A 19,356-nucleotide genomic window follows, 5' to 3' on the forward strand; every position below is an offset into this window, starting at 1 on the left:
CCTCCTCCGGTTTGAATTGATGTGTTTAGAGGATTTCCCTGAGGAACGCGCGGGTGCGTTCATGCTTGGGGTTCTTGAAGAATTCCTGCGGCGGCCCTTCCTCGATGATCTCTCCGCCGTCCATGAAGATGATGCGGTCGGCCACTTCGCGCGCGAAACCCATCTCGTGGGTGACGCAGAGCATGGTCATGCCGTCGCGGGCCAGATCCTTCATGACGTTCAAGACTTCGTTGATCATTTCGGGGTCCAGGGCCGAGGTGGGCTCGTCGAAGAGCATCACCTTGGGGCGCATGGCCAGGGCGCGCGCGATGGCCACGCGCTGCTGCTGGCCGCCGGAGAGCTCCGCCGGGTACTTGTGGGCCTGGTCGTGGATGCCCACGCGCTCCAGGAGGTCCAGGGCCAGGCGGTCGGCCTCGACCTTGTCCATCTTGCGCACCTTGACCGGAGCGAGGCTGACGTTTTTCAGCACGGTGAGGTGCGGGTACAGGTTGAACTGCTGGAACACGATGCCGATTTCGGAGCGCAGCTGGTTCACGTCCATGCTGCGGTCGTGGATGTCCTTGCCGTCGAAGAGGATGGTGCCGCGCTGGTACTCCTCAAGACGGTTGACGCAACGGATGAGCGTGGACTTCCCCGAGCCGGAAGGGCCGCATATGACCAGCACCTCACCCTGTTCGACGGACTCTTCGATGCCCTTGAGGACGTGGAAATCCCCGTACCATTTGTGGACATCCTTGAACTCGATCATGGGCATCGGGCGCTTTCCTCCTGGGTGAACGTAAGACGGGCTGATTTGCAAAAACAGGCAAACCAAAGAAGCTTACCCGGTTACAGGCTCATGTCAAGGTCGATGCTCGGCAGCCTGCGTGCCGCCTCAGTTCCCGACCTTCATCATGGGCGAGTCGAAGGGCCTGCCGCCGTAGTTGTGGAATACCTGTCCTTCCTTCACGAAATAGATGCTCGGGTCCTCGGAGGAGTTCATGGTTTTCCCGTCGATCACGAACGGGAACCAGCCCCGGACCACTTTCCCGCGCTTGTCGTCCCAGTGGTAGAACAGCGCGTAGCGGTCGCCCTTCTTGATCAGCCAATAGTTGAACACGTGGGGGCGGTTGAAATTTCCGGGCGGAATGCGGCGCCAGTAGCCCAGGAGCGTCTCGTCCGGCGGGCTGTTGACCGTGCAGTAAACGGTCGGCTCGCCTGAGATGTCCATCCTGGTGATGGGCGAACACGCGCACAGGAGCAGTACGGCCAGCAGTGCGGACAGCATCAGCGGGGACGGCGGTCTGTTCATGCGGATTCCTCCGGTTTGTCGCGGTTGGTGACCAGCGAGACGGTAAGGCCGACGCTGGCCACGGGGCAGGCAAGTTGCAGGCGCAGGCAGCCCTCCCGGACCTCGCCCTTGCCGCCGGGGTCGGGGACGCCGGACGGACAGTCCGGCGCGGGAAGGTCGCGCGCCCTGATGCTCAGGCAGAGGTAGCGTCCGATGATCTCCAGGATGTCCAGGACCGCGGCCAGCGCCTCCTCCGGAGTGCGCCCGGATTCGCTGCTGCCGCACCTGCCTGCCGTACCCATGGCGTCGAGCATGTCGCGGCCGATGTGCAGGGTGAAGCGCATGGCGGAGCTGGAATTCAGGGGGATTTCCAGGGTGTGTTGCAGGGGCAGGGCTTCCAGCGCAAGGTCGTCCAGGTAGGCCTGGGCCTTCAGGGGGCAGTGGGCGAAGCGCAGGAATGCGCGCTCCAGGGTGTCCACCAGGGACTCCAGGGGTTCCCGGGCGCAGTGTCCCTCGAACAGCCGGGCCAGGGCGTCCTTGCGGGCGGTTTCCCGGGCGGCGTAGTCGTTCAGGCAGTCGCAGAATTGCCGGACCGTCAGGTGGCCGAGGGTCAAAAGCGCCTCGCCAAGATGCACCATGTGCACCTGCTGGCGGAACAGCAGGGCGTCCAGGGCGCTCCTGCTGACGAACCCCAGGGTCACCGCCAGCGTGCCGAAATTGAGGTCCGTCTCGCGCTGGCGTTCGAGAATTTCGTCCACCTGCGCCAAGGTGAGCAGGCCGCTCTCCATGGCCAAGTCGCCCAGGCGTCGGTTGGCCTCGGCCTGATAGGCCGCCGCCTCGTCGATCTGGGCCTGAGTGACCACGCCGCGCTCAAGCAGGTAGTGGCCGAGAAACTGAAAGCTCATGGCTTCTCCGGTGAGACGCCTTCGGAGCTGGCGCTGCCTTGCGGGAGCTCCGTGTCGTCGATGATGGTCGTGGTGAGCATTTCGGTTATACGGCGCCGGAACTCAAGGGCTTCCTTGAAATTCTGCCTGATGGTCAGGGCCTTGTCCAGAAAGCGCAGGGCCGCGCGCAGCTTTCCCTTCTCGAAAAGAGCGCGCGCAAGGTTGTAGAGCAGGTGTTCGTCGTCGGGACTCAGGCGCAGGGCCTTGCCGTAGTGTCCCAGGGCCTGGGGATACATGCCGTTCTTGCGCAGCTTGATGCCGAATTCGTTGAACAGGTGCTTGTATTCAGGATCTGTCACGCCCTCCACGCGGGAGAGCTTGCGGAACACGATGTCGGCGTTGTCCGGATCGCCCCGGTCCAGGTAGGTCAGCCCCAGGCCGAAGGAGGCCCGGATGTGGCCCTCGTCCAGGCGCAGGGCGTTCTTGAATTCGAACTCGGCGGTGAAGAGCTGGCCTTCCTTGCGGCAGCGCTCAGCCGAGTCCACGGCCTGCTCCAGGGCGGCCAGGGCGGGCAGCACCCTGTCCAGGTAGATGTGCGGGGCAGGGACGAACTTTTTCAGCAACTCATCGCGCGTGACCATGCGCTTGTCGCCCTGGGGGATGAACCCGGAGCTCAGGCTGCGGCAGGCCATCATGCCGTCGGCGGCCTCTTCGGCGTAGACGTAGACAGTCTGCTTGACCCGGCGTTTGGTGGCTCCGAAGCCGACCGAGGTGACCGTCTCGGTGGCGAAGACCCCGCGTACGGCTTGGCTCGCGGTGCTGGCTGTTTCGGTGGGCATGATTATGGCCGATTTTTTAAGCCAACGCCTGCGTCTTGTCCAGGGCAACGGCATGACGGAATTTGCTGATGACCAGTGATGCGGCCTGGGCTATGGTTCGCCTCGCTATGAAACAAGATCTCGAAAAGTTGCGTATTGACCGGTCCGGACAGGCCGCGCCGGGCGGCCCGGGCGTCCGGAAAAGGTCGCGAAAATGGCTGTGGCTCGCTCTTGTCGTCGTCGTTCTTGCCGGAGCTTTCCTGCTGATGCCCCGCAAGCACGAAGTGGAGACTTCCCCGGCGGTGATGGTCCATCCCACGCGCGCGCTGACCCTGGTGAACGCCACGGGCTACGCCGTGGCCGACCGCAAGGCCGCGCTTGCCTCCAAGGTCACCAGCAGGCTGGTGTGGCTTGGCGTGGAGGAGGGCAGCCGCGTCAAGCAGGGTGACGTGCTGGCGCGCCTGGAGAGCGACGACGTGAGCGCCTCGCTCAAGCAGGCCGAGGCCGACCTGGCGGCCGCGCGCTTCCGCGTGGACCAGGACAACGCCGAGCTGGTTGACGCCAAGCTGAACCACGACCGCTTCGCCCAGTTGGAAAAGCGCGCCGTGGTGGCCCGCTCCGAGTACGACCAGGCCGTGGCCCGCTACCGCAAGGCCCAGGCCGCCCACGAGAACTCCCTCCGGGCGCTGGAGGCGCACAAGGCCGGGTTGGAACTGGCCCGCGCCAACAAGGAATACACCGTGCTGCGCGCCCCGTTCGACGCGGTGGTGCTCACCAAGAGCGCGGACGTGGGCGACATCGTGACCCCCATCGGGGCCAGCAGCACGGCCAAGGCCTCGGTGGTGACCATCGCGGACCTGGGGTCCTTGCAGATCGAAGCCGACGTGTCCGAATCCAACCTGGCGAAAATCCGCCAGGGCCAGCCCGTGGAAATCATGCTGGACGCCTACGGCGAGGAGCGTTTCCCCGGCTACGTGCACATGATCGTGCCCACGGCAGACAAGACCAAGGCCACGGTGATGGTCAAGGTGCGCTTTGACAAGCTGGACCCGCGCGTCCTGCCCCAGATGAGCGCCAAGGTGGCCTTTCTGGATCGTGCGCCCACGCCCGAAGAGCGCGCCCCCAGGCTGTCCGTGCCTGTAAAGGCCGTAGTCGAGCGAAACGGCGGCAAAGCCGTGTTCCTGGTGGACGCAGGCGTGGCCCGGCTGACCCCGGTGAAGGCCGGGCAGACGCTTGGGGATATGTTGGAGATTGTGGAAGGGTTGAAGTCTGGCGACCGCGTGGTGGTTTCACCGCCGGATTCCCTCAAAGACGGCGGAGCCGTATCGGCGGCGGGCAAGTGACCACCCCGGAAACGCTGATCGAGATTCGCGGGCTGGCCAAGTCCTACCAGCGCGGCGGGCAGGTCATCCCGGTGCTGACGGACATCTCCTTCGACATCGCGCGCGGGGAGTTCCTGGCCCTCATGGGGCCGTCCGGGTCGGGCAAGTCCACGCTGCTGAACTGCCTGGCGGGCATCGACCGTGCCGACGCCGGGCAGATCGTGGTGAATGGGCAGGACATCACCCAACTGGACGAGACCGAGCTTGCCGAGTGGCGCAGCCGAAGCGTGGGGTTCATCTTCCAGTTCTACAACCTGATCCCGGTGCTCACCGCCTTGGAGAACGTGGAGCTGCCGCTGCTGCTCACGGATCTTTCGCGCCGGGAGCGCCGCGAACACGCCGAGTCCGCCCTGGCCGCCGTGGGCCTGGACGACCGCATGGACCACTACCCGGCCCAGCTCTCCGGCGGGCAGCAGCAGCGCGTGGCCATCGCCCGGGCCATCGTCACCGACCCGGACATCCTGGTGGCCGACGAACCCACCGGCGACCTGGACCGCGTCAGCGCCGAGGACATCCTGAACCTGCTGGACCGCCTGAGCGCGGAGCTTGGCAAGACCATCATCATGGTCACCCACGACCCGCGCGCCGCGCAGCAGGCCCACGTTCTGCGCCATCTGGACAAGGGGGAGCTTTCCCGTGTTGCTGATCCGGCTGGCCGTTAGGAACGCCTTCCGGCACCGGCTGCGCTCGTTTCTGACCATCCTGGGCGTCATGGTGGCCATCCTGGCCTTCGGGCTTTTGCGCACGGTTATCGACGCATGGTACGCCGGTGTGGAGGCCAGCTCCGCCAACCGGCTGGTGACGCGCAGCTCCGTGTCGCTCATGTTCTCGCTGCCCATGGCCTACAAGGACAAGATCCGCGCCGTGCCGGGCGTCACCCAGGTGTGCCAGGGCAACTGGTTCGGCGGCATCTACATCGACGAGAAGAACTTCTTCGCCAACTTCGCCTACGAGCCGCAGACCCTGCTGGATCTCTACCCGGAATACGTCATCGACGACCCCGCGCAGCGCTCGGACTTCCTGCGCGACCGCAAGGGGTGTCTTGTGGGGGTGAAGCTGGCCAAGCGCTTCGGCTGGAAGGTCGGCGACAACATCACCCTTCGCGGCACGATTTTCCCTGGCGACTGGGTGATGACAGTGCGGGCCATCTACCGGGGGGCGCGCTCCGGCACGGACGAGAGCCAGCTCTTCTTCCACTGGGCCTACCTGGACGAGACCATGCGCGTGAACTACCCCTCGCGCGCCGGGCAGGTGGGCTTCTACATGGTGGGCATAAACGATCCGAACAAGGCCGCCGAGATATCGCGCGCAGTGGACGCCCAGTTCGCCAACTCCCTGGCCGAGACCCTCACCGAAACAGAAAAGGCATTCCAGATGAGCTTCGTGTCCATGTCCGAGGCCATAATCCTGGCCATCCGGCTGGTGAGCTTCGTGGTGGTGCTGATCATCCTGGCGGTGTCGGCCAACACCATGGCCATGTCCGCCAGGGAGCGAACCGGGGAGTATGCGGTGCTGAAAACCCTGGGCTTCAGCGCCCGGACAGTGGCGCTGCTCATCGCGAGCGAGGCCCTGGTGATAAGCCTGACCGGCGCGGGCCTGGGACTTCTGCTCATCCTGCCCTGCGCCGAGGCCTTCGGCACCCTCATGACCGATTTCTTTCCGGTGTTCGCGGTCTCTCGCGAGACGATCATCTATGGCGTGGTGGCGGGGGTTGCCGTGGGCATCCTGTCGGGAATCTATCCGGCCATGTACGCAGCCAGGGTGCGCATCGCCGTGGCTCTGCGAAAGGTAGGCTGAACCCGTGGCCATCCCGCTCAGTTATTCCTGGCGCAACCTGCTCACCCGCAGAGCTACCACCATCCTGACCGCCGGGGGCATGGCCCTGGTTGTGTTCGTGTTCACGGCCACGCTCATGCTGGCCGAGGGGCTGCGCCAGACGCTTGTTTCCACGGGCAGCCCGGACAACGTGGTGGTGATGCGCAAGAGCTCCGAGACCGAGGTGCAGTCCACCCTGGAGCGCCAGGTGGCCCAGGTGGCCGCCACCCAGCCCCAGGTGGCCGTGGACGTGCAGGGGCGTCTTCTGGCCGCGCGCGAGCTGGTGATACTCATCTCGCTGGCCAAGCGCAGCAGCGGGGCCGCCTCCAACGTGGTCATCCGGGGGATCGGCCCGGCGTCGCTTGAGCTTCGGCCCCAAGTGAAGCTTGTGGCCGGGCGCATGCCCGAGCCAGGCTCCACCGAGATCATGGTGGGCCAAAGCGTGCTCTCCAAGTTCGCTGGCGTGGCCCTGGGCCAGACACTCACTTTCGGGCAGCGCGAGTGGGCCGTGGTGGGCGTGTTCGATGCGGGCAACACGGGCTTTGCGTCAGAGATCTGGGGCGACGCGGACCAGCTCATGCAGGCGTTCCGCCGCCAGAGCTATTCGGTGGTGGTGGCCAAGCTCAAGAGCTACGATGATTTCGACGCATACAGAGCTGACATCGAGTCCGACCCCAGGCTCCAGGCCGAGGTGAAGCGCGAGCGCCAGTACTACGAGGACCAGTCCAAGGCCCTGTCGCGCTTTTTGCGGGTGCTGGGCATATCGCTGACAGCCATCTTCTCCATCGGGGCCATGCTCGGGGCCATGATCACCATGTATTCGGCGGTGGCCACGCGCATCGGCGAGATAGGCACAATGCGGGCGCTGGGGTTCAAGCGCCGGGCCATCCTGGCGGCGTTTCTCGCGGAATCCTTGCTGCTGGGCTTTCTGGGCGGCGCGACCGGGCTCTTTTTCTCGGCTTTCCTGTCCTTCATGAGCTTCTCCACCACCAACTTCCAGACCTTCGCGGAGCTGGCCTTCAAGTTCACGCTCACCGGCGAGATCGCCATGTGGGCCATGGGCTTCGCGCTGTTCATGGGTGTGAGTGGCGGGCTCCTGCCCGCGCTTCGGGCGTCTCGCCTGAACATCGTGGAGGCGCTGCGCTCAGGGTGAGATTTGCGTCAATAATGCGAAAGGCCCCGGACGGCCGATCCGTCCGGGGCCTGCGCGTGGAGACTCCGGCAGCGCATGTGGGCGGCGTTTGCCGGAGTGGGCAGGAGGGCGTTCCCGGGCCTGGCCAGCCGGCCGCACGGGCTGTCGTCGTGCGGCTTGGGCTGTGTGGCGGCCGCGAGATTTCTCGTGAGTGCGGCCGCCGCCCTGGCGCTCCTGCCCTGCCGGGCTGAAGGGGTGGTGGGGGTCCCCTTCAGCCCTTCTCAGGGGGGTGGCGGGGCAGGGGATCAGGCTGCGCTTCTCTTCTCCCAGTCGCGCAGGGCAAGCTTGAGCGCTCCCACCGTGAAGGTGTCACAGTCGAGCTTCCTGATGACCCTCTTCAGCAGCGGGTGCAGGTCCTCGTTGGTCAGGGTGTAGCAGTCGTACACGGTCATGCCCGGAAGCATCGAGGCCAGGGCGGTCAGGCACTGCTTGCTGTAGTCGCATCCGGCGGCCCATCCGCCAGCCTGGACCACCACGTCATCCTCGATGCGCAGATCCACCCGGATGGAATTCTTGCAGGTGGTGCAGCCGTGCATGCCTGTGGCGTTGGGGTTGTCCACCCCGATGACCAGCTCGGCCAGGCCGTTGTCGCAGGGGGGCGCTGGCTGCAAATCCTCGATGATGGCGGCGGGCTCCGCCTTGGGCGACGCCTGGGCCGTGACTTCGGGCGCGGCTGCCTTCTTTGGCGCGCGCGGCTTGGGAGCCGTGGGCGCGGGAGGTTCTATGCCCAGTTCGCGGCGCACCTCGTCCAGGTCGATGACCCTGGGGTCCACAAGGCTGAAGCCGCAGCTGCCGCCCCAGTCCTGCTCGTCCGCGAAATCGCCCGCGTAGCGCACGTCGTCCAGGATCAGGAAGTCCTCTTCGCCCAGGATGCGGTCCCAGCGGTGCACGAAGAAGTCGAACTTTGCGGGGTCGTATTCGGTGATGTTGCTCCAGGTCCAGGTCATGTTGCAGTATTCGTCGTCATAGCCGAGCAGCGCCAGATAGCGGGCCTTGCTTTCCAGGTAGTGGCGGCGGCGCAGCAGAACTGCGGACTGTGGTATGGCAGCGGAGTCGAAGGGGAGGTTTTCGCCCCCCAGGTTCACCCGCACGGAACATTCGTCGTCGAACTTCATGCCGCAGGTGCTGGTGTTGCCGTTGCGCCACCAGTGGATGTACTTCTTGGTGTAGAACTTGCGCCCCAGGTTCTGGATGCGCTCGACGGTCTTGGATGACACGGGATGCAGCGACAGATCGCAACGACGTCCCGAGATGGTGAGTGTAAGTGTCATGTCCCTTCCTCCTCGCGTTATATATGGAGAGCGCCCGGCTCTCCCTGTTGGGGTTCAGGGGCTGCCCATGCCCCGCTTGTGAAAAAAAGAGCACAAAGTGGGCCAACTCGAAATCCCTTTAAAAACAGCAATTTGAAAGTTCTCCGTGTTTTTCCTCCTAACGGCAGGACGAAATACTCGTCCGTATTGGATTGACCGCATAAGGCTTGGGAGGCACAGTGGAGCCGTGCTGCGCGAGGCCCGGGGGGGCCTTGAAAGGGGCGGTATGAAAAATTTCGAGAGGCCTTTCCCGTGTACGTCCATGTGCTCCTTCATCATGGACAGCGTGGCCGACGGCGTATTCACCATAGACCTGGACTGGAACATCACCTTCCTGAACAGGTCTGCCGAGATCATCACCGGCGTAAGCCACGGCGAAGCCGTGGGGCGCAAGTGCTGGGAGCTGTTCCGCACCGAGAACTGCAAGGACGTGTGCGTGCTGCGCTCCTGCATCCAGGAAGACCGCCACATTGCCCACCGCATCATGAGCGTGCACCGCCCCGACGGGGTCACCGTCCAGGTGAGCGTGAGCGCGGCTCCGCTCAAGGATCAGGACGGGCGGATCATCGGCGGGGTCGAGACCCTGCGCGACCTGAACGGCGAGGGCTCGGTGGAACGCATCGTGGGCTGCACCTCGTCCAACGACTTCTGCACCACAGACCCCCACCTGTCGGAGCTGGTGCGCATCCTGCCCCAGATCGCCGGGAGCGACTCCACGGTGCTGCTGCTGGGCGAATCGGGCACCGGCAAGGAGCTCTTCTCGCGGGCCATCCACAGGCTCTCCGGGCGATCCTCCGGGCCGTTCGTGGCCGTGAACTGCGGCGCGCTGCCAGAGCATCTGATGGAGTCCGAGCTGTTCGGCTACAAGGCCGGCGCCTTCACCGACGCCCGCCGGGACAAGCCGGGGCGCTTCCAGCTGGCCGACGGCGGCACGCTGCTGCTGGACGAGGTGGGAGACCTGCCCTATGCCCTGCAATCCAAGATTCTGCGCGCCCTGCAGGAGCGCGTCTTCGAGCCGCTGGGCGGCGTGGAGAGCGTGCCCGCCGACGTGCGCGTGATTGCGGCCACCAACCGCGACCTGGCCCGCATGGTGGAGGAGGGGACCTTCCGGGGCGACCTCTACTACAGGCTGAATGTGGTGCAGCTGACCCTGCCGCCCCTGCGGGAGCGCAGCCAGGACATACCCCTGCTGGTGGAGCACGCCCTGGCCCGCAGGCGCCTATCGCTGGGCAAGGACATCCGGGGCGTGACGCTCGAGGTTATGCGCATCCTGACGCGCTACGGCTATCCGGGAAACATCCGCGAGCTTGAAAATATCCTGGAGTACGCCTGCATCCTGTGCCCCGGCGGGCTCATCCAGGTGGACCACCTGCCGCGAACCCTGCGCCCTGCCATACGCCCGCTTTCAGGAGACGCCCCCCTGACCATGGACGAGGTGCGCTACCACGCCGCCGTGAAGGCCGTGAAACGCAACATGGGCAACCGCAACGCCGCCTGCCGGGAGCTTGGCATCACCAAGGACACCCTGCGCAAGATCCTCCGCATGGGGCAGGAGGACGAAAAATAAGTCCGTCTGATGGGCGATGCCAGTAATTCGTCCGTTGGCGTCGTCGTCGCCGGACCAGCGGCAACCCCTTGGAAAAAGAATCGGAAAATATCCGCTGGAAACATCGCAGGTCGTGCGGTGTGCATCGTCGGGGTGGACGGTGTGCATCGGTTCGTCATGTTTTTAGTTGCATTTGGAGCGAAATGCTTTACAAGGTCGGGGCAGGAAGGCGTACGCAGGCACGCTTCGAGGAGAGGTTCCCCGTGCGGGTATTCTTATTTGATAGTTTACTTGCGCGTGAAATATCTTTAAGCATCGCCAACAAGGAAGCACGCCCATGAGCATGGTGGACACAGTCAAGCAGGGCATCGCCCGCCTTGCGCGCGATCACGGCGGTCCCTCGGCCCTGGCCGAGAAGGCTGGCGTCGGGCAGCCCAACGTCTCCAAGTTTCTCTCCGGCAAGGCCGTGCCGCGCTTCGACACCGTGGCGCGCATACTGGAGGCCCTGGGAGCGCGCATTCTCTTTCCCGACGAGGAGCGCGACACCACCAAGCCGGTGGTGTTCGTGGCCGCACGGAAGTCGGGCGGCGTGGCGGATTTCGCCAACCAGCCCTCGGCCGAGAACTACATGGCCATTCCCCTGGCCCAGGGGGCCGTGGCCGCCGGACCGGGCCTCATACCAGAGGACGCCGTGCGCGGCTGGGTGCTGGCCATGAAGGACCAGGCGTCCATCCGCTACCGCACCAACCTGGTGGCCATGGAAGTGGGCAAGGGCCAGGAGTCCATGGTGCCCACGCTGCACCCGCTGGACATCGTGCTGGTGGACCGCGACGATTTCCGGCCCGAGCCCGACGGATCCATCTTTCTGGTGCGCGAACCCGGCCCTGACGCCGAGGTTGCGGTCAAGCGCGTCTACACCAGCCGCAAGGAAGGGCAGACGCTTCTCACCTATGTGTCGGACAACCCGGACAAGCGTTTCTATCCCCCTTCCGTGCACAGCCTGGAGACCGATTTCCATGGCGACCTGCGCCGCGCCATCGTGGGGCGCGTGGTCTGGGCCTGGTCGGACATGACCCGCAAATAGGATTCTGCCGCATGGCTGGTCCGGGCGCTTCCGCGCGACGGGCCTTGCCGATATGGCTGGTCGCTCGCCGGAGTGTTCCCACGCTCTTGCCGCGCCTTGCGGTCGTGTGCCATCTTGCCGAGCCTGGCAGACGCTCCCACCTGCACACACTCTTTTTCATTCTCGCGCGTTCGCTCCATTCTTTCCCGGCATAACACGCGTCGAGACGTGCAGGCCGGGGCGTCTCGCAGCCGTGCCTGCCATTCGCGCTTTTTCCCCCTTCTGCTGTGAGTGGCTGTCCGCCACGCATCCCAATCCGCGTATTCTGGTCCGGCATCTTCTGGCCTTTCGTTCGGGTAAGCGCGCAACACCGGCTTCTGCCGGGCCTGTATCGTTTGCAACGTGGCGGCCTTGGAAACGTGTCGGTCAAGGTCTCGGCTGGTCGCCTGTGTCCGTACGCCTTAGGAAGTGAACCCCTCCAGGCACGTTTGTGGTTAGACGTCGGGGTGCCTCACTGGTGGCAGGAAATGCCGCAGGTGGGATAGATTGGGGGACAGTGACACGGAAGTATATTTCCGTTTAAAAAAATTCGTTAAAGAAATATTTCTTTGATACAGGAACGAATAATCTTGGTAAATGCTCATTATCCTGCGGTATTCGTATTAGTCAGTTGCGCTTGACAAAAATAATAAAAAGAATAAATTCGGGACACGTTATGCGAGCCCAGCAGGGCAGACGCGGTGAGGCCGGTACCGGAAGACCCAAGGCGCTATGCGCCCTGACGCCCAATCAAGCGGGCAAGGCGGGTGTGAGGGAAGGCTGCAATCCAGGCGGCCTGGTCGGTTGCAAGACGGCATTGTCTAGATGGTCTAGACGCCCCGAAGCCGGTGAGGGGTCACCCATCCGGCCCCCCGCACCTCCCCGGGGGAAACAGGCGCACGCATGTATGAACGGGCCGGGGCGTAAACGTGCCAGGGTACGCCCCGGCCTACTCAAGCAGGAGATCCGACATGCCGGGTTCAGGTTTTTGCGGTTTGACGGACTTGTGCGCAGCGGCAGGGCGCTGCGTCGCCAAGGACGGCGCTGCGCCAGGAGAGCCCGGATCGCTCTCCGGAGGGCGCAGGCCATGATCGACCCACGATGTTCGGACTGCGTTCACTGGGACAGCAGGGATTGGGTGGTCGGCTACTGCCAGGAGATCACGGACCACGTGCGCCACGACCCGGTCCTGTGCATACAGGGCCTCGCCTCCTGCCGCACGTCGGCGCGAGGTCATTGTTCGCGGTTCGAACCGTCCGCCGAGGCCAGGTCGGAGTATCTGGCAGAAGAGCGGCATCTGGCCGATCTGCGCTCGGGCGCGGGCCGGGATTATCCCGCGAGCCTGCATGCTGCGGGACAGGACATTTCCCTTTGAGAGAGACGAGTGAACGCGCGCGGCGTGCCGGTTACCAGCGGCGCGGGCGCGATGCCCCATACGACAGGCCGGAGCGGGCGGGCCGCCTGAACACACGATGCGTATGAAATCCGGGGAGGAGGCCATCCTCCTCCCCCGCCCGAAAGACCCAAGGAGTAAATAATGTGGTGTCCCCGCTGCGGGAAGGATACCCGCGTCCTGGAAACCGACAAGCTCGGTGAAACCGTCACCCGCGTGCGCTGGTGCCGCAACAGCGGGTGCAGATTCCTGTTCGAGACGCATGAGGTCTACGTGGAGGCGGCGCTCAGGCAATGCTCCGGGGCGGCCACACCTCCGCCGACGGACGCTCGGGCCGCGACATAGCCGGGATCGCGCACCTGGAAAAACAACACCGCCCCCTGTGCCTGAGCATGGGGGGCGGTGTTGTGAGTGATGGAAAAACCGTAAGGCGCTGTAAGGCTACTTGGGGGCCTTTTTGCGCTTCTCCCAGAGCTTCATGTCCTTCATCTTGGCGCGGCGCTCGCGCTGGAGGGACTTGCTCACCAGGGGGGTGCCCTTCTTGTAGCCGTACTTGGCTCTGTATTCATCGGCGGTGACGTTGTGAGTGGCAAGGTGCTTCTTGGTAAGGATCTTGAAGACCTTTCCGCACTCCAGGCAGGTGACGGATTTTTCCTTGATGGCCTTTTTGGGGTCCAGGGCGGGGGTGGCGCCTTCCTCAACAACGGGAGTCCCTTCGCTGATGCCACGGATGCCCTCGGCAACCTTCTTGACCATGGAGGTGATTTCCTCCTCGGTCATGTTGCGGACGCTGGCCTGGGCTTTGACGATTTCCAATGCTTCCTTCAAATAGTCATCCATATGGATCTCCTTGCATTCGCGGGTGGTGTCTGGACGCGATACACGAAATGCAAGCATAATGTAAATACAGCTGATGCACATTTTCATGTTGAAATGCGAATGTCCGGATTACTGCTGAGCGCACTGCATCCGGCGCGACGCGCACGTTCGTGGCGGGTCTTGTGCCGCATCCGGGGTGTTTCTAGAAATGGCATGTAGAAAAGGCCGGGCACGGGCAAGCTCCGCAACCGGAAAGCACTTGAGCCGGGAAATGCGATGGTGGGGGCAGGTGTTGCGTTGGGGGCTCATGCTTTGACAAAGCTGCGCTGTCCGGGCAAACGACTGGCAGGTCATATGCGGGAGGCGGATATGTTCACGGGACTGGTGCAAGGCATGGGCAAGGTGGAGGCGCTCGAAAGGCGCGGCGGACAGATGCGTCTGTCCATCAGGGCGCTTTACCCACTGCGAGAGATCGTGCTGGGGGAATCCATCGCGGTGAACGGGGTGTGCCTCACCGTGGAGAGCTTCACGGACAACGCCTTCAGCGCCTACACCTCCGCCGAGACCCTGGACAAGACCAACCTCGGCGGGCTCGGCGCGGGCTCGCGCGTCAACCTGGAGCGTGCGCTGGCCCTGGGCGACCGCCTGGGCGGGCACATGGTCAGCGGCCATGTGGACTGCCTGGCCCGCGTGGATTCAAGCGCCCCGGCAGGTGAATCCGTGCGCTACACCCTGAGCTTTCCCGCCGAGTTCGGCGTGTTCGTGGTGGAAAAGGGGTCAGTCTGCCTGGACGGCATAAGCCTCACCGTGAACGGGTGCGGCCAGGACTGGCTCGACGTGAACATCATCCCGGCCACCCAGGGCGAGACCACCATTTCCGGCTGGAGCGCAGGTCGCGCCGTGAACATGGAGTGCGACATCATAGGAAAATACGTGGCCCGCATGGTGGCTCCGCACGCCGCAAAGACCAAACCCTCCGCCATTACGGCGGATTTTCTCGCCAAGCACGGATTCTAAGTCCGCTTGCCCTTTTTCACTTTAGGAACTACGGAAAAGTGTTCCGGCGGTTGCCCTCCAGCAGCCGCCGTCAGGAGGATTTTCCCATGCCCCTTTGCACTACCGAGGAAGCAATCGAGGAGATCCGCCAGGGTAAGATGATCATCCTGGTGGACGACGAGGACCGTGAGAACGAGGGCGATCTGACCATCGCCGCCGAAAAGGTCACTCCCGAAATCATCAACTTCATGGCTGTTCACGGACGCGGTCTCATCTGCCTGCCCATGTCGCCTGAGTGGATCGACAAGCTGAAGCTCCCCATGATGACCGACCAGAACCAGTCCCAGTTCGGCACCGGGTTCACAGTGAGCATCGAGGCCCGCACGGGCGTCACCACGGGCATCTCCGCCTTCGACCGGGCCACCACCATCCTGACCGCAGTGGCCGACGACGTGAAGGCCGAGGACATAGTCTCCCCGGGCCACATCTTCCCGCTGCGCGCCAAGGAAGGCGGCGTGCTGGTGCGCGCCGGACAGACCGAGGGCGGCGTGGACCTGGCCCGGCTGGCTGGCTGCAAGCCCTGCGCCGTCATCTGCGAGATCATGCGCGACGACGGGAACATGGCCCGCATGCCGGACCTGATCGAATTCGCCAAGACCCACGGCCTGAAGATCGCCTCCGTGGCGGACCTCATCCGCTACCGCATGCGTTTCGGGCACCTCTCCGTGCGCAAGGTGGCCGAGGCCGAGCTGCCCACCTGCTACGGCTCAGGCTTCAAGGTCATCGCGTTCGAGACCGAGGGCCAGGACACCAAGGCCCATCTGGCCATCGTCAAGGGCGAGATCAAGCCCGGAGAGCCCACCCTGGTGCGCGTGCACTCCGAGTGCCTCACCGGCGACGTGCTGGGCTCGCTTCGCTGCGACTGCGGCGGACAGCTCCAGCAGGCGCTGCGCATCATCGACCGCGAGGGCTCGGGCGTGGTGCTCTACATGCGCCAGGAAGGCCGGGGCATCGGCCTGGCCAACAAGATCAAGGCCTACGCCCTCCAGGACCAGGGCATGGACACCGTGGAGGCCAACCAGAAGCTCGGCTTCAAGGCGGATCTTCGCGACTACGGCATCGGCGCGCAGATGCTGGTGGCGCTTGGCGTGTCCAAGATGCGCCTCATGACCAACAATCCCAAGAAGATCGTGGGCCTCGAGGGCTACGGGCTCGAAGTGACGGAGCGGGTGCCCATCGAGATGAACGCCTGCGAACAGAACATCGACTACCTGCAGACCAAGAAAGACAAAATGGGCCACATGCTCAAACTTGAGAACAATTAAGGAACGCGCCATGCATCACATCAGCACCATCGAAGGCCAGATGACCGCCAAGGGCCTCTCCTTCGCCATCCTGGCCGCCCGCTTCAACGACACCATTGTGGACCGCCTGGTGGGCGGGGCCATCGACTATATCCTGCGCCACGGCGGCGAGCGCGAGAACCTGACCATCGTGCGTGTGCCCGGCGCGTTCGAGATGCCCCTGGCCGCCAAAAAGCTGGCCGCCACCGGCAAATACAACGCCATCATCTGCCTGGGCGCCGTTGTCCGCGGCCACACCCCCCACTTCGACTTCGTTGCGGGAGAATGCACCAAGGGCCTGGCCCAGGTGAGCCTGGATTCCGGCGTGCCCGTAGGCTTTGGCCTGCTGACCACCGACAACCTGGAGCAGGCCATCGAACGCGCCGGAACCAAGGCCGGGAACAAGGGCGTGGAAGCCGCCTCCGCCGCCCTGGAGCTGGTCCGCGTGCTGGAGCAGATCTAGGTGTCAGGACCCCAGACACCCAGGCGCAAGGCCCGCAGGCGCGCCTTCCAGGTCCTCTACGGATTCGACTTCGAGGCTCCGGTCAACGACCGCGCCCTCCTGAAGGCCGTTGAGACCGCCCCCATGGACCCGGACATGCTCGAGTCCTACGAGTCGGCCAAGGAATACGTGCTTGAACTGGTGAAGGGCGTGTGGAACCGGCGCGACGAGCTGGACAAGCTGATCGAGCAGCACTCCCAGAACTGGAAGATCGCCCGCATCGCCAAGGTGGAGCTGACCATCCTGCGTGTGGCCCTCTACGAGATCCTCCACGGGGAGGACATCCCCCTGCGCGTTGCCATGAACGAGGCCGTGGAACTGGCCAAGGAATTCGGCGACGACAACTCCCCGTCCTTCGTCAACGGCATTCTGGACGCCGTGTCCAAGGACGTGGCCCAGGGCAAGTTCGCAACCACGAAAGACCTCTCCAGGAACAAGAAAGAAGCCTGATGATGACACGCTACGAACCGCTCTCCATCGAGTCCAAATGGCAGTCCAGGTGGACCGCCGGCCGCCACTTTCACGTGGAGGCCGACGGGAAAAGCCCCAAGTACTACGTGCTGGAGATGTTCCCGTATCCTTCGGGGCGCATCCACATGGGACACGTGCGCGTGTACACCATCGGCGACGTGGTGGCGCGGTTCAAGCGCATGCACGGCTTCAACGTGCTACACCCCATGGGCTGGGACGCCTTCGGCCTGCCCGCCGAGAACGCGGCCATCAAGCACGGCCTGCACCCGGCCAAGTGGACCTACGAGAACATCGACAACATGCGCGCCCAGCTCCAGAAGATGGGCTATTCGCTGGACTGGGAGCGCGAGCTGGCCACCTGCGATCCTTCCTACTACCGCTGGGAGCAGCTGTTCTTCCTGAAGTTCTTCGAGAAGGGGCTGGTCTACCGCAAGAACTCGCCCCAGAACTGGTGCTCGGACTGCCATACCGTCCTTGCCAACGAGCAGGTGGAGGACGGCAGGTGCTGGCGCTGCGACACCGAGGTGGAGCAGAAGGACCTGGAGCAGTGGTTCCTGCGCATCTCCGACTATACTGAAGAGCTCCTGGCCGACCTGGACATCCTCTCGGGCAGCTGGCCCGAGCGCGTGTTGACCATGCAGCGCAACTGGATCGGCAAGTCCGTGGGCTGCGAGATCGACTTCCCGCTGGAGGACGGCTCCGGTTCCGTGCGCGTGTTCACCACCCGCCAGGACACCCTCTGGGGCGCGACCTTCATGTCCATCGCCGCCGAGCATCCCCTGGCCGCCTCGCTCATCGCGGGCAAGCCCAACGAGGCTGAAGCCAAGGCCTTCATCGAGAAGATCAAGAACCTGGACCGCATCAAGCGCCAGGCCGACGATCTGGAGAAAGAGGGCGTGTTCACGGGCAGCTACTGCGTGAACCCCGTGACCGGGGCGAAGATGCCCATCTATCTGGCCAACTTCGTGCTCATGGGCTACGGCACCGGCGCGGTCATGGCCGTTCCGGCCCACGACCAGCGCGACTTCGAGTTCGCCAAGAAGTACGATCTTCCCCTGAAGGTGGTCATCAATCCCAAAGGCCAGTCTTTGGACGCCGCCCAGCTTGCCGAAGCCTATACCGACCCCGGCGTGCTGCACGATTCCGGCGCGTTCACCGGCCAGGACTCGAACGACGCCAAGGTGGGCATCGCGGACTGGCTGGAGGCCGAGGGCAAGGGCACGCGCGCGGTGAACTACCGCCTGCGTGACTGGAACATCTCCCGCCAGCGCTACTGGGGCGCGCCCATCCCCATGGTCTACTGCGCCGAGTGCGGCGTGGTCCCGGTTGCGGAGAAGGACCTGCCCGTGGTGCTGCCCCTGGACATCCAGGTGCGCGCGGACGGCCGCTCCCCTCTGGCCGAGACCGAATCCTTCGTGAACACCTCCTGTCCCAAGTGCGGCGGCCCGGCCAAGCGCGAGTGCGACACCATGGACACCTTCGTGGAGTCCAGCTGGTACTTCCTGCGCTACTGCTGTCCCCAGAAGGACGACGCGCCCTTCGACGCGCAGGCCGTGAAGTACTGGTCCCCGGTGGACCAGTACGTGGGCGGCATCGAACACGCCATCCTGCACCTTCTGTACTCGCGCTTCTTCGTGAAGGCCCTGCGCGACCTGGGCTACATCGAGCACGCCGAGCCCTTCGCCCACCTGCTCACCCAGGGCATGGTCATCAAAGACGGGGCCAAGATGTCCAAGTCCAAGGGCAACGTGGTGGACCCGGACGTGATGGTGGCCAAATACGGCGCGGACACCGTGCGCGTGTTCATGCTGTTCGCCGCTCCGCCCGAGAAGGACCTGGAGTGGTCCGACACGGGCATCGAGGGCGCGGCGCGCTTCCTGTCGCGCGTGTGGCGTCTGGTGACGGAAGAGCTCGAAGGCGTGATCCGGCCCACGGGCGGCTGCCTGCCCCTGGACCCGCAGGAGCTCTCGCCTCTCTTGAAGGAGCTGCGCCGCCGCGAGCACGCCATGGTGGCCAAGGTCGCCAAGGACATCGAGGGCCAGTTCCAGTTCAACACGGCCATCGCCGCGGTGATGGAGATGCTGAACTTCCTTTACGCCAACGTGGACGCGCTCAAGCAGGAGTCGCCCCAGGCGGTGTCCTCGGCGGTCAACGCGCTGATCACCGTGCTCTCGCCCATGGCCCCGCACATCTGCGAGGAACTCTGGGAGATGCTCGGCCACAAGAAGCTGCTGGCCGATCAGCCCTGGCCCATGCACGACCCTGCCGCCCTGGTCACGGACACCGTGACCGTTGTGGTGCAGGTGTGCGGCAAGCTGCGCGGCAAGATCGAGGTGGCGGCGGATGCGGACGAGGAGTCCGTGAAGGCTGCGGCCCTGGCCGAGGAGAACGCGGTGAAGCACCTCTCAGGCAAGACCGTGCGCAAGGTGATCTACGTGCCCGGAAAGCTGGTGAACATCGTCGCCAGCTAGACTGGATTTGAAACGCGGCCCCATGCGTCGGAGTGTTCTCCG

The 19,356-nt window shown here is 64.3% G+C and carries 19 protein-coding genes; 13 read left to right on the plus strand and 6 right to left on the minus strand.

The annotated features are described in order from the left end of the window. Positions 1-25 precede the first annotated feature (25 nt). From G453_RS0119085 to G453_RS0119100, 4 genes are all read right to left on the minus strand, one after another. Complete coding sequence (locus G453_RS0119085; protein WP_027192321.1) at positions 26-754, minus strand: amino acid ABC transporter ATP-binding protein; 729 nt, start codon at positions 752-754, stop codon at positions 26-28. A 120-nt stretch (positions 755-874) separates the two neighbouring features. After that, positions 875-1,291, minus strand: a complete 417-nt coding sequence (locus G453_RS0119090; RefSeq protein ID WP_043646445.1) for a hypothetical protein — start codon at positions 1,289-1,291, stop codon at positions 875-877. Further along, entirely contained in the window at positions 1,288-2,175 is an 888-nt protein-coding gene (locus tag G453_RS26765; RefSeq protein ID WP_051272635.1) for a hypothetical protein, read from the minus strand. Before G453_RS26765 ends, G453_RS0119090 begins: the two co-directional genes overlap by 4 nt. Continuing rightward, positions 2,172-2,993 (minus strand): tetratricopeptide repeat protein, encoded by an 822-nt coding sequence (locus G453_RS0119100; RefSeq protein WP_043646447.1) that lies wholly within the window; start codon positions 2,991-2,993, stop codon positions 2,172-2,174. Before G453_RS0119100 ends, G453_RS26765 begins: the two co-directional genes overlap by 4 nt. Positions 2,994-3,238: 245 nt before the next feature. Between G453_RS0119100 and G453_RS0119105 the strand changes: the two genes are divergently transcribed. The 4 genes from G453_RS0119105 to G453_RS0119120 are packed head-to-tail and all read left to right on the plus strand — an operon-like array spanning position 3,239 to position 7,322. Further along, on the plus strand, positions 3,239-4,315 hold the full coding sequence (locus G453_RS0119105) for an efflux RND transporter periplasmic adaptor subunit (RefSeq protein ID WP_235731811.1): 1,077 nt from the start codon (positions 3,239-3,241) through the stop codon (positions 4,313-4,315). Next, a complete protein-coding gene (locus G453_RS0119110) occupies positions 4,312-5,016 on the plus strand; it encodes an ABC transporter ATP-binding protein (RefSeq protein WP_043646798.1) in 705 nt (234 codons plus the stop codon). Before G453_RS0119105 ends, G453_RS0119110 begins: the two co-directional genes overlap by 4 nt. Continuing rightward, positions 4,991-6,151, plus strand: coding sequence for an ABC transporter permease (locus G453_RS0119115; protein ID WP_027192325.1), 1,161 nt, complete (start codon positions 4,991-4,993; stop codon positions 6,149-6,151). The genes G453_RS0119110 and G453_RS0119115 overlap by 26 nt, the downstream gene beginning before the upstream one ends. A gap of 4 nt (positions 6,152-6,155) precedes the next feature. Continuing rightward, positions 6,156-7,322 (plus strand): ABC transporter permease, encoded by a 1,167-nt coding sequence (locus tag G453_RS0119120; protein WP_027192326.1) that lies wholly within the window; start codon positions 6,156-6,158, stop codon positions 7,320-7,322. A gap of 284 nt (positions 7,323-7,606) precedes the next feature. Here the strand turns inward: G453_RS0119120 and G453_RS27465 are convergent, their stop codons facing one another. Next, the gene (locus G453_RS27465; protein ID WP_084502572.1) at positions 7,607-8,632 is read right to left on the minus strand and encodes an iron-sulfur cluster assembly scaffold protein; all 1,026 of its coding nucleotides are present in this window, start codon (positions 8,630-8,632) and stop codon (positions 7,607-7,609) included. A 265-nt stretch (positions 8,633-8,897) separates the two neighbouring features. Here G453_RS27465 and G453_RS0119130 point away from each other — a divergent pair, with 265 nt between their 5' ends. The 4 genes from G453_RS0119130 (at position 8,898) to G453_RS0119145 (ending at position 13,057) form a co-directional block, all read left to right on the plus strand. Next, the gene (locus G453_RS0119130; RefSeq protein ID WP_027192327.1) at positions 8,898-10,238 is read left to right on the plus strand and encodes a sigma-54 interaction domain-containing protein; all 1,341 of its coding nucleotides are present in this window, start codon (positions 8,898-8,900) and stop codon (positions 10,236-10,238) included. A gap of 316 nt (positions 10,239-10,554) precedes the next feature. After that, on the plus strand, positions 10,555-11,301 hold the full coding sequence (locus G453_RS0119135; protein WP_027192328.1) for a helix-turn-helix domain-containing protein: 747 nt from the start codon (positions 10,555-10,557) through the stop codon (positions 11,299-11,301). Positions 11,302-12,406: 1,105 nt separating this feature from the next. Then, the gene (locus tag G453_RS25290; protein ID WP_043646449.1) at positions 12,407-12,694 is read left to right on the plus strand and encodes a hypothetical protein; all 288 of its coding nucleotides are present in this window, start codon (positions 12,407-12,409) and stop codon (positions 12,692-12,694) included. A 162-nt stretch (positions 12,695-12,856) separates the two neighbouring features. After that, positions 12,857-13,057 carry a hypothetical protein gene (locus G453_RS0119145; protein ID WP_027192330.1) on the plus strand — a complete coding sequence of 67 codons (201 nt, stop codon included), beginning with the start codon at positions 12,857-12,859 and terminating at the stop codon, positions 13,055-13,057. A gap of 96 nt (positions 13,058-13,153) precedes the next feature. On the opposite strand, the gene G453_RS0119150 is transcribed toward G453_RS0119145, so the two are convergent. Beyond that, positions 13,154-13,552 (minus strand): MucR family transcriptional regulator, encoded by a 399-nt coding sequence (locus tag G453_RS0119150; protein WP_027192331.1) that lies wholly within the window; start codon positions 13,550-13,552, stop codon positions 13,154-13,156. Positions 13,553-13,900: 348 nt separating this feature from the next. Here G453_RS0119150 and G453_RS0119155 point away from each other — a divergent pair, with 348 nt between their 5' ends. The 5 genes from G453_RS0119155 to leuS all read left to right on the plus strand — a co-directional run bounded on the left by G453_RS0119155 (position 13,901) and on the right by leuS (position 19,314). Continuing rightward, positions 13,901-14,548 (plus strand): riboflavin synthase, encoded by a 648-nt coding sequence (locus tag G453_RS0119155; RefSeq protein WP_027192332.1) that lies wholly within the window; start codon positions 13,901-13,903, stop codon positions 14,546-14,548. An 86-nt stretch (positions 14,549-14,634) separates the two neighbouring features. Further along, positions 14,635-15,852, plus strand: a complete 1,218-nt coding sequence (locus G453_RS0119160; RefSeq protein WP_027192333.1) for a bifunctional 3,4-dihydroxy-2-butanone-4-phosphate synthase/GTP cyclohydrolase II — start codon at positions 14,635-14,637, stop codon at positions 15,850-15,852. A gap of 10 nt (positions 15,853-15,862) precedes the next feature. Then, positions 15,863-16,333: a 6,7-dimethyl-8-ribityllumazine synthase gene (gene ribH / locus G453_RS0119165; protein ID WP_027192334.1), complete on the plus strand. Its 471-nt coding sequence runs from the start codon at positions 15,863-15,865 to the stop codon at positions 16,331-16,333. Continuing rightward, positions 16,334-16,822, plus strand: coding sequence for a transcription antitermination factor NusB (gene nusB, locus G453_RS0119170; protein WP_027192335.1), 489 nt, complete (start codon positions 16,334-16,336; stop codon positions 16,820-16,822). A 2-nt stretch (positions 16,823-16,824) separates the two neighbouring features. After that, positions 16,825-19,314, plus strand: coding sequence for a leucine--tRNA ligase (gene leuS, locus G453_RS0119175; protein ID WP_027192336.1), 2,490 nt, complete (start codon positions 16,825-16,827; stop codon positions 19,312-19,314). The last annotated feature ends 42 nt before the right edge of the window (positions 19,315-19,356 follow it).

The sequence above is a fragment of the Fundidesulfovibrio putealis DSM 16056 genome (assembly GCF_000429325.1).
In the GTDB taxonomy this organism is placed as follows: domain Bacteria; phylum Desulfobacterota; class Desulfovibrionia; order Desulfovibrionales; family Desulfovibrionaceae; genus Fundidesulfovibrio; species Fundidesulfovibrio putealis.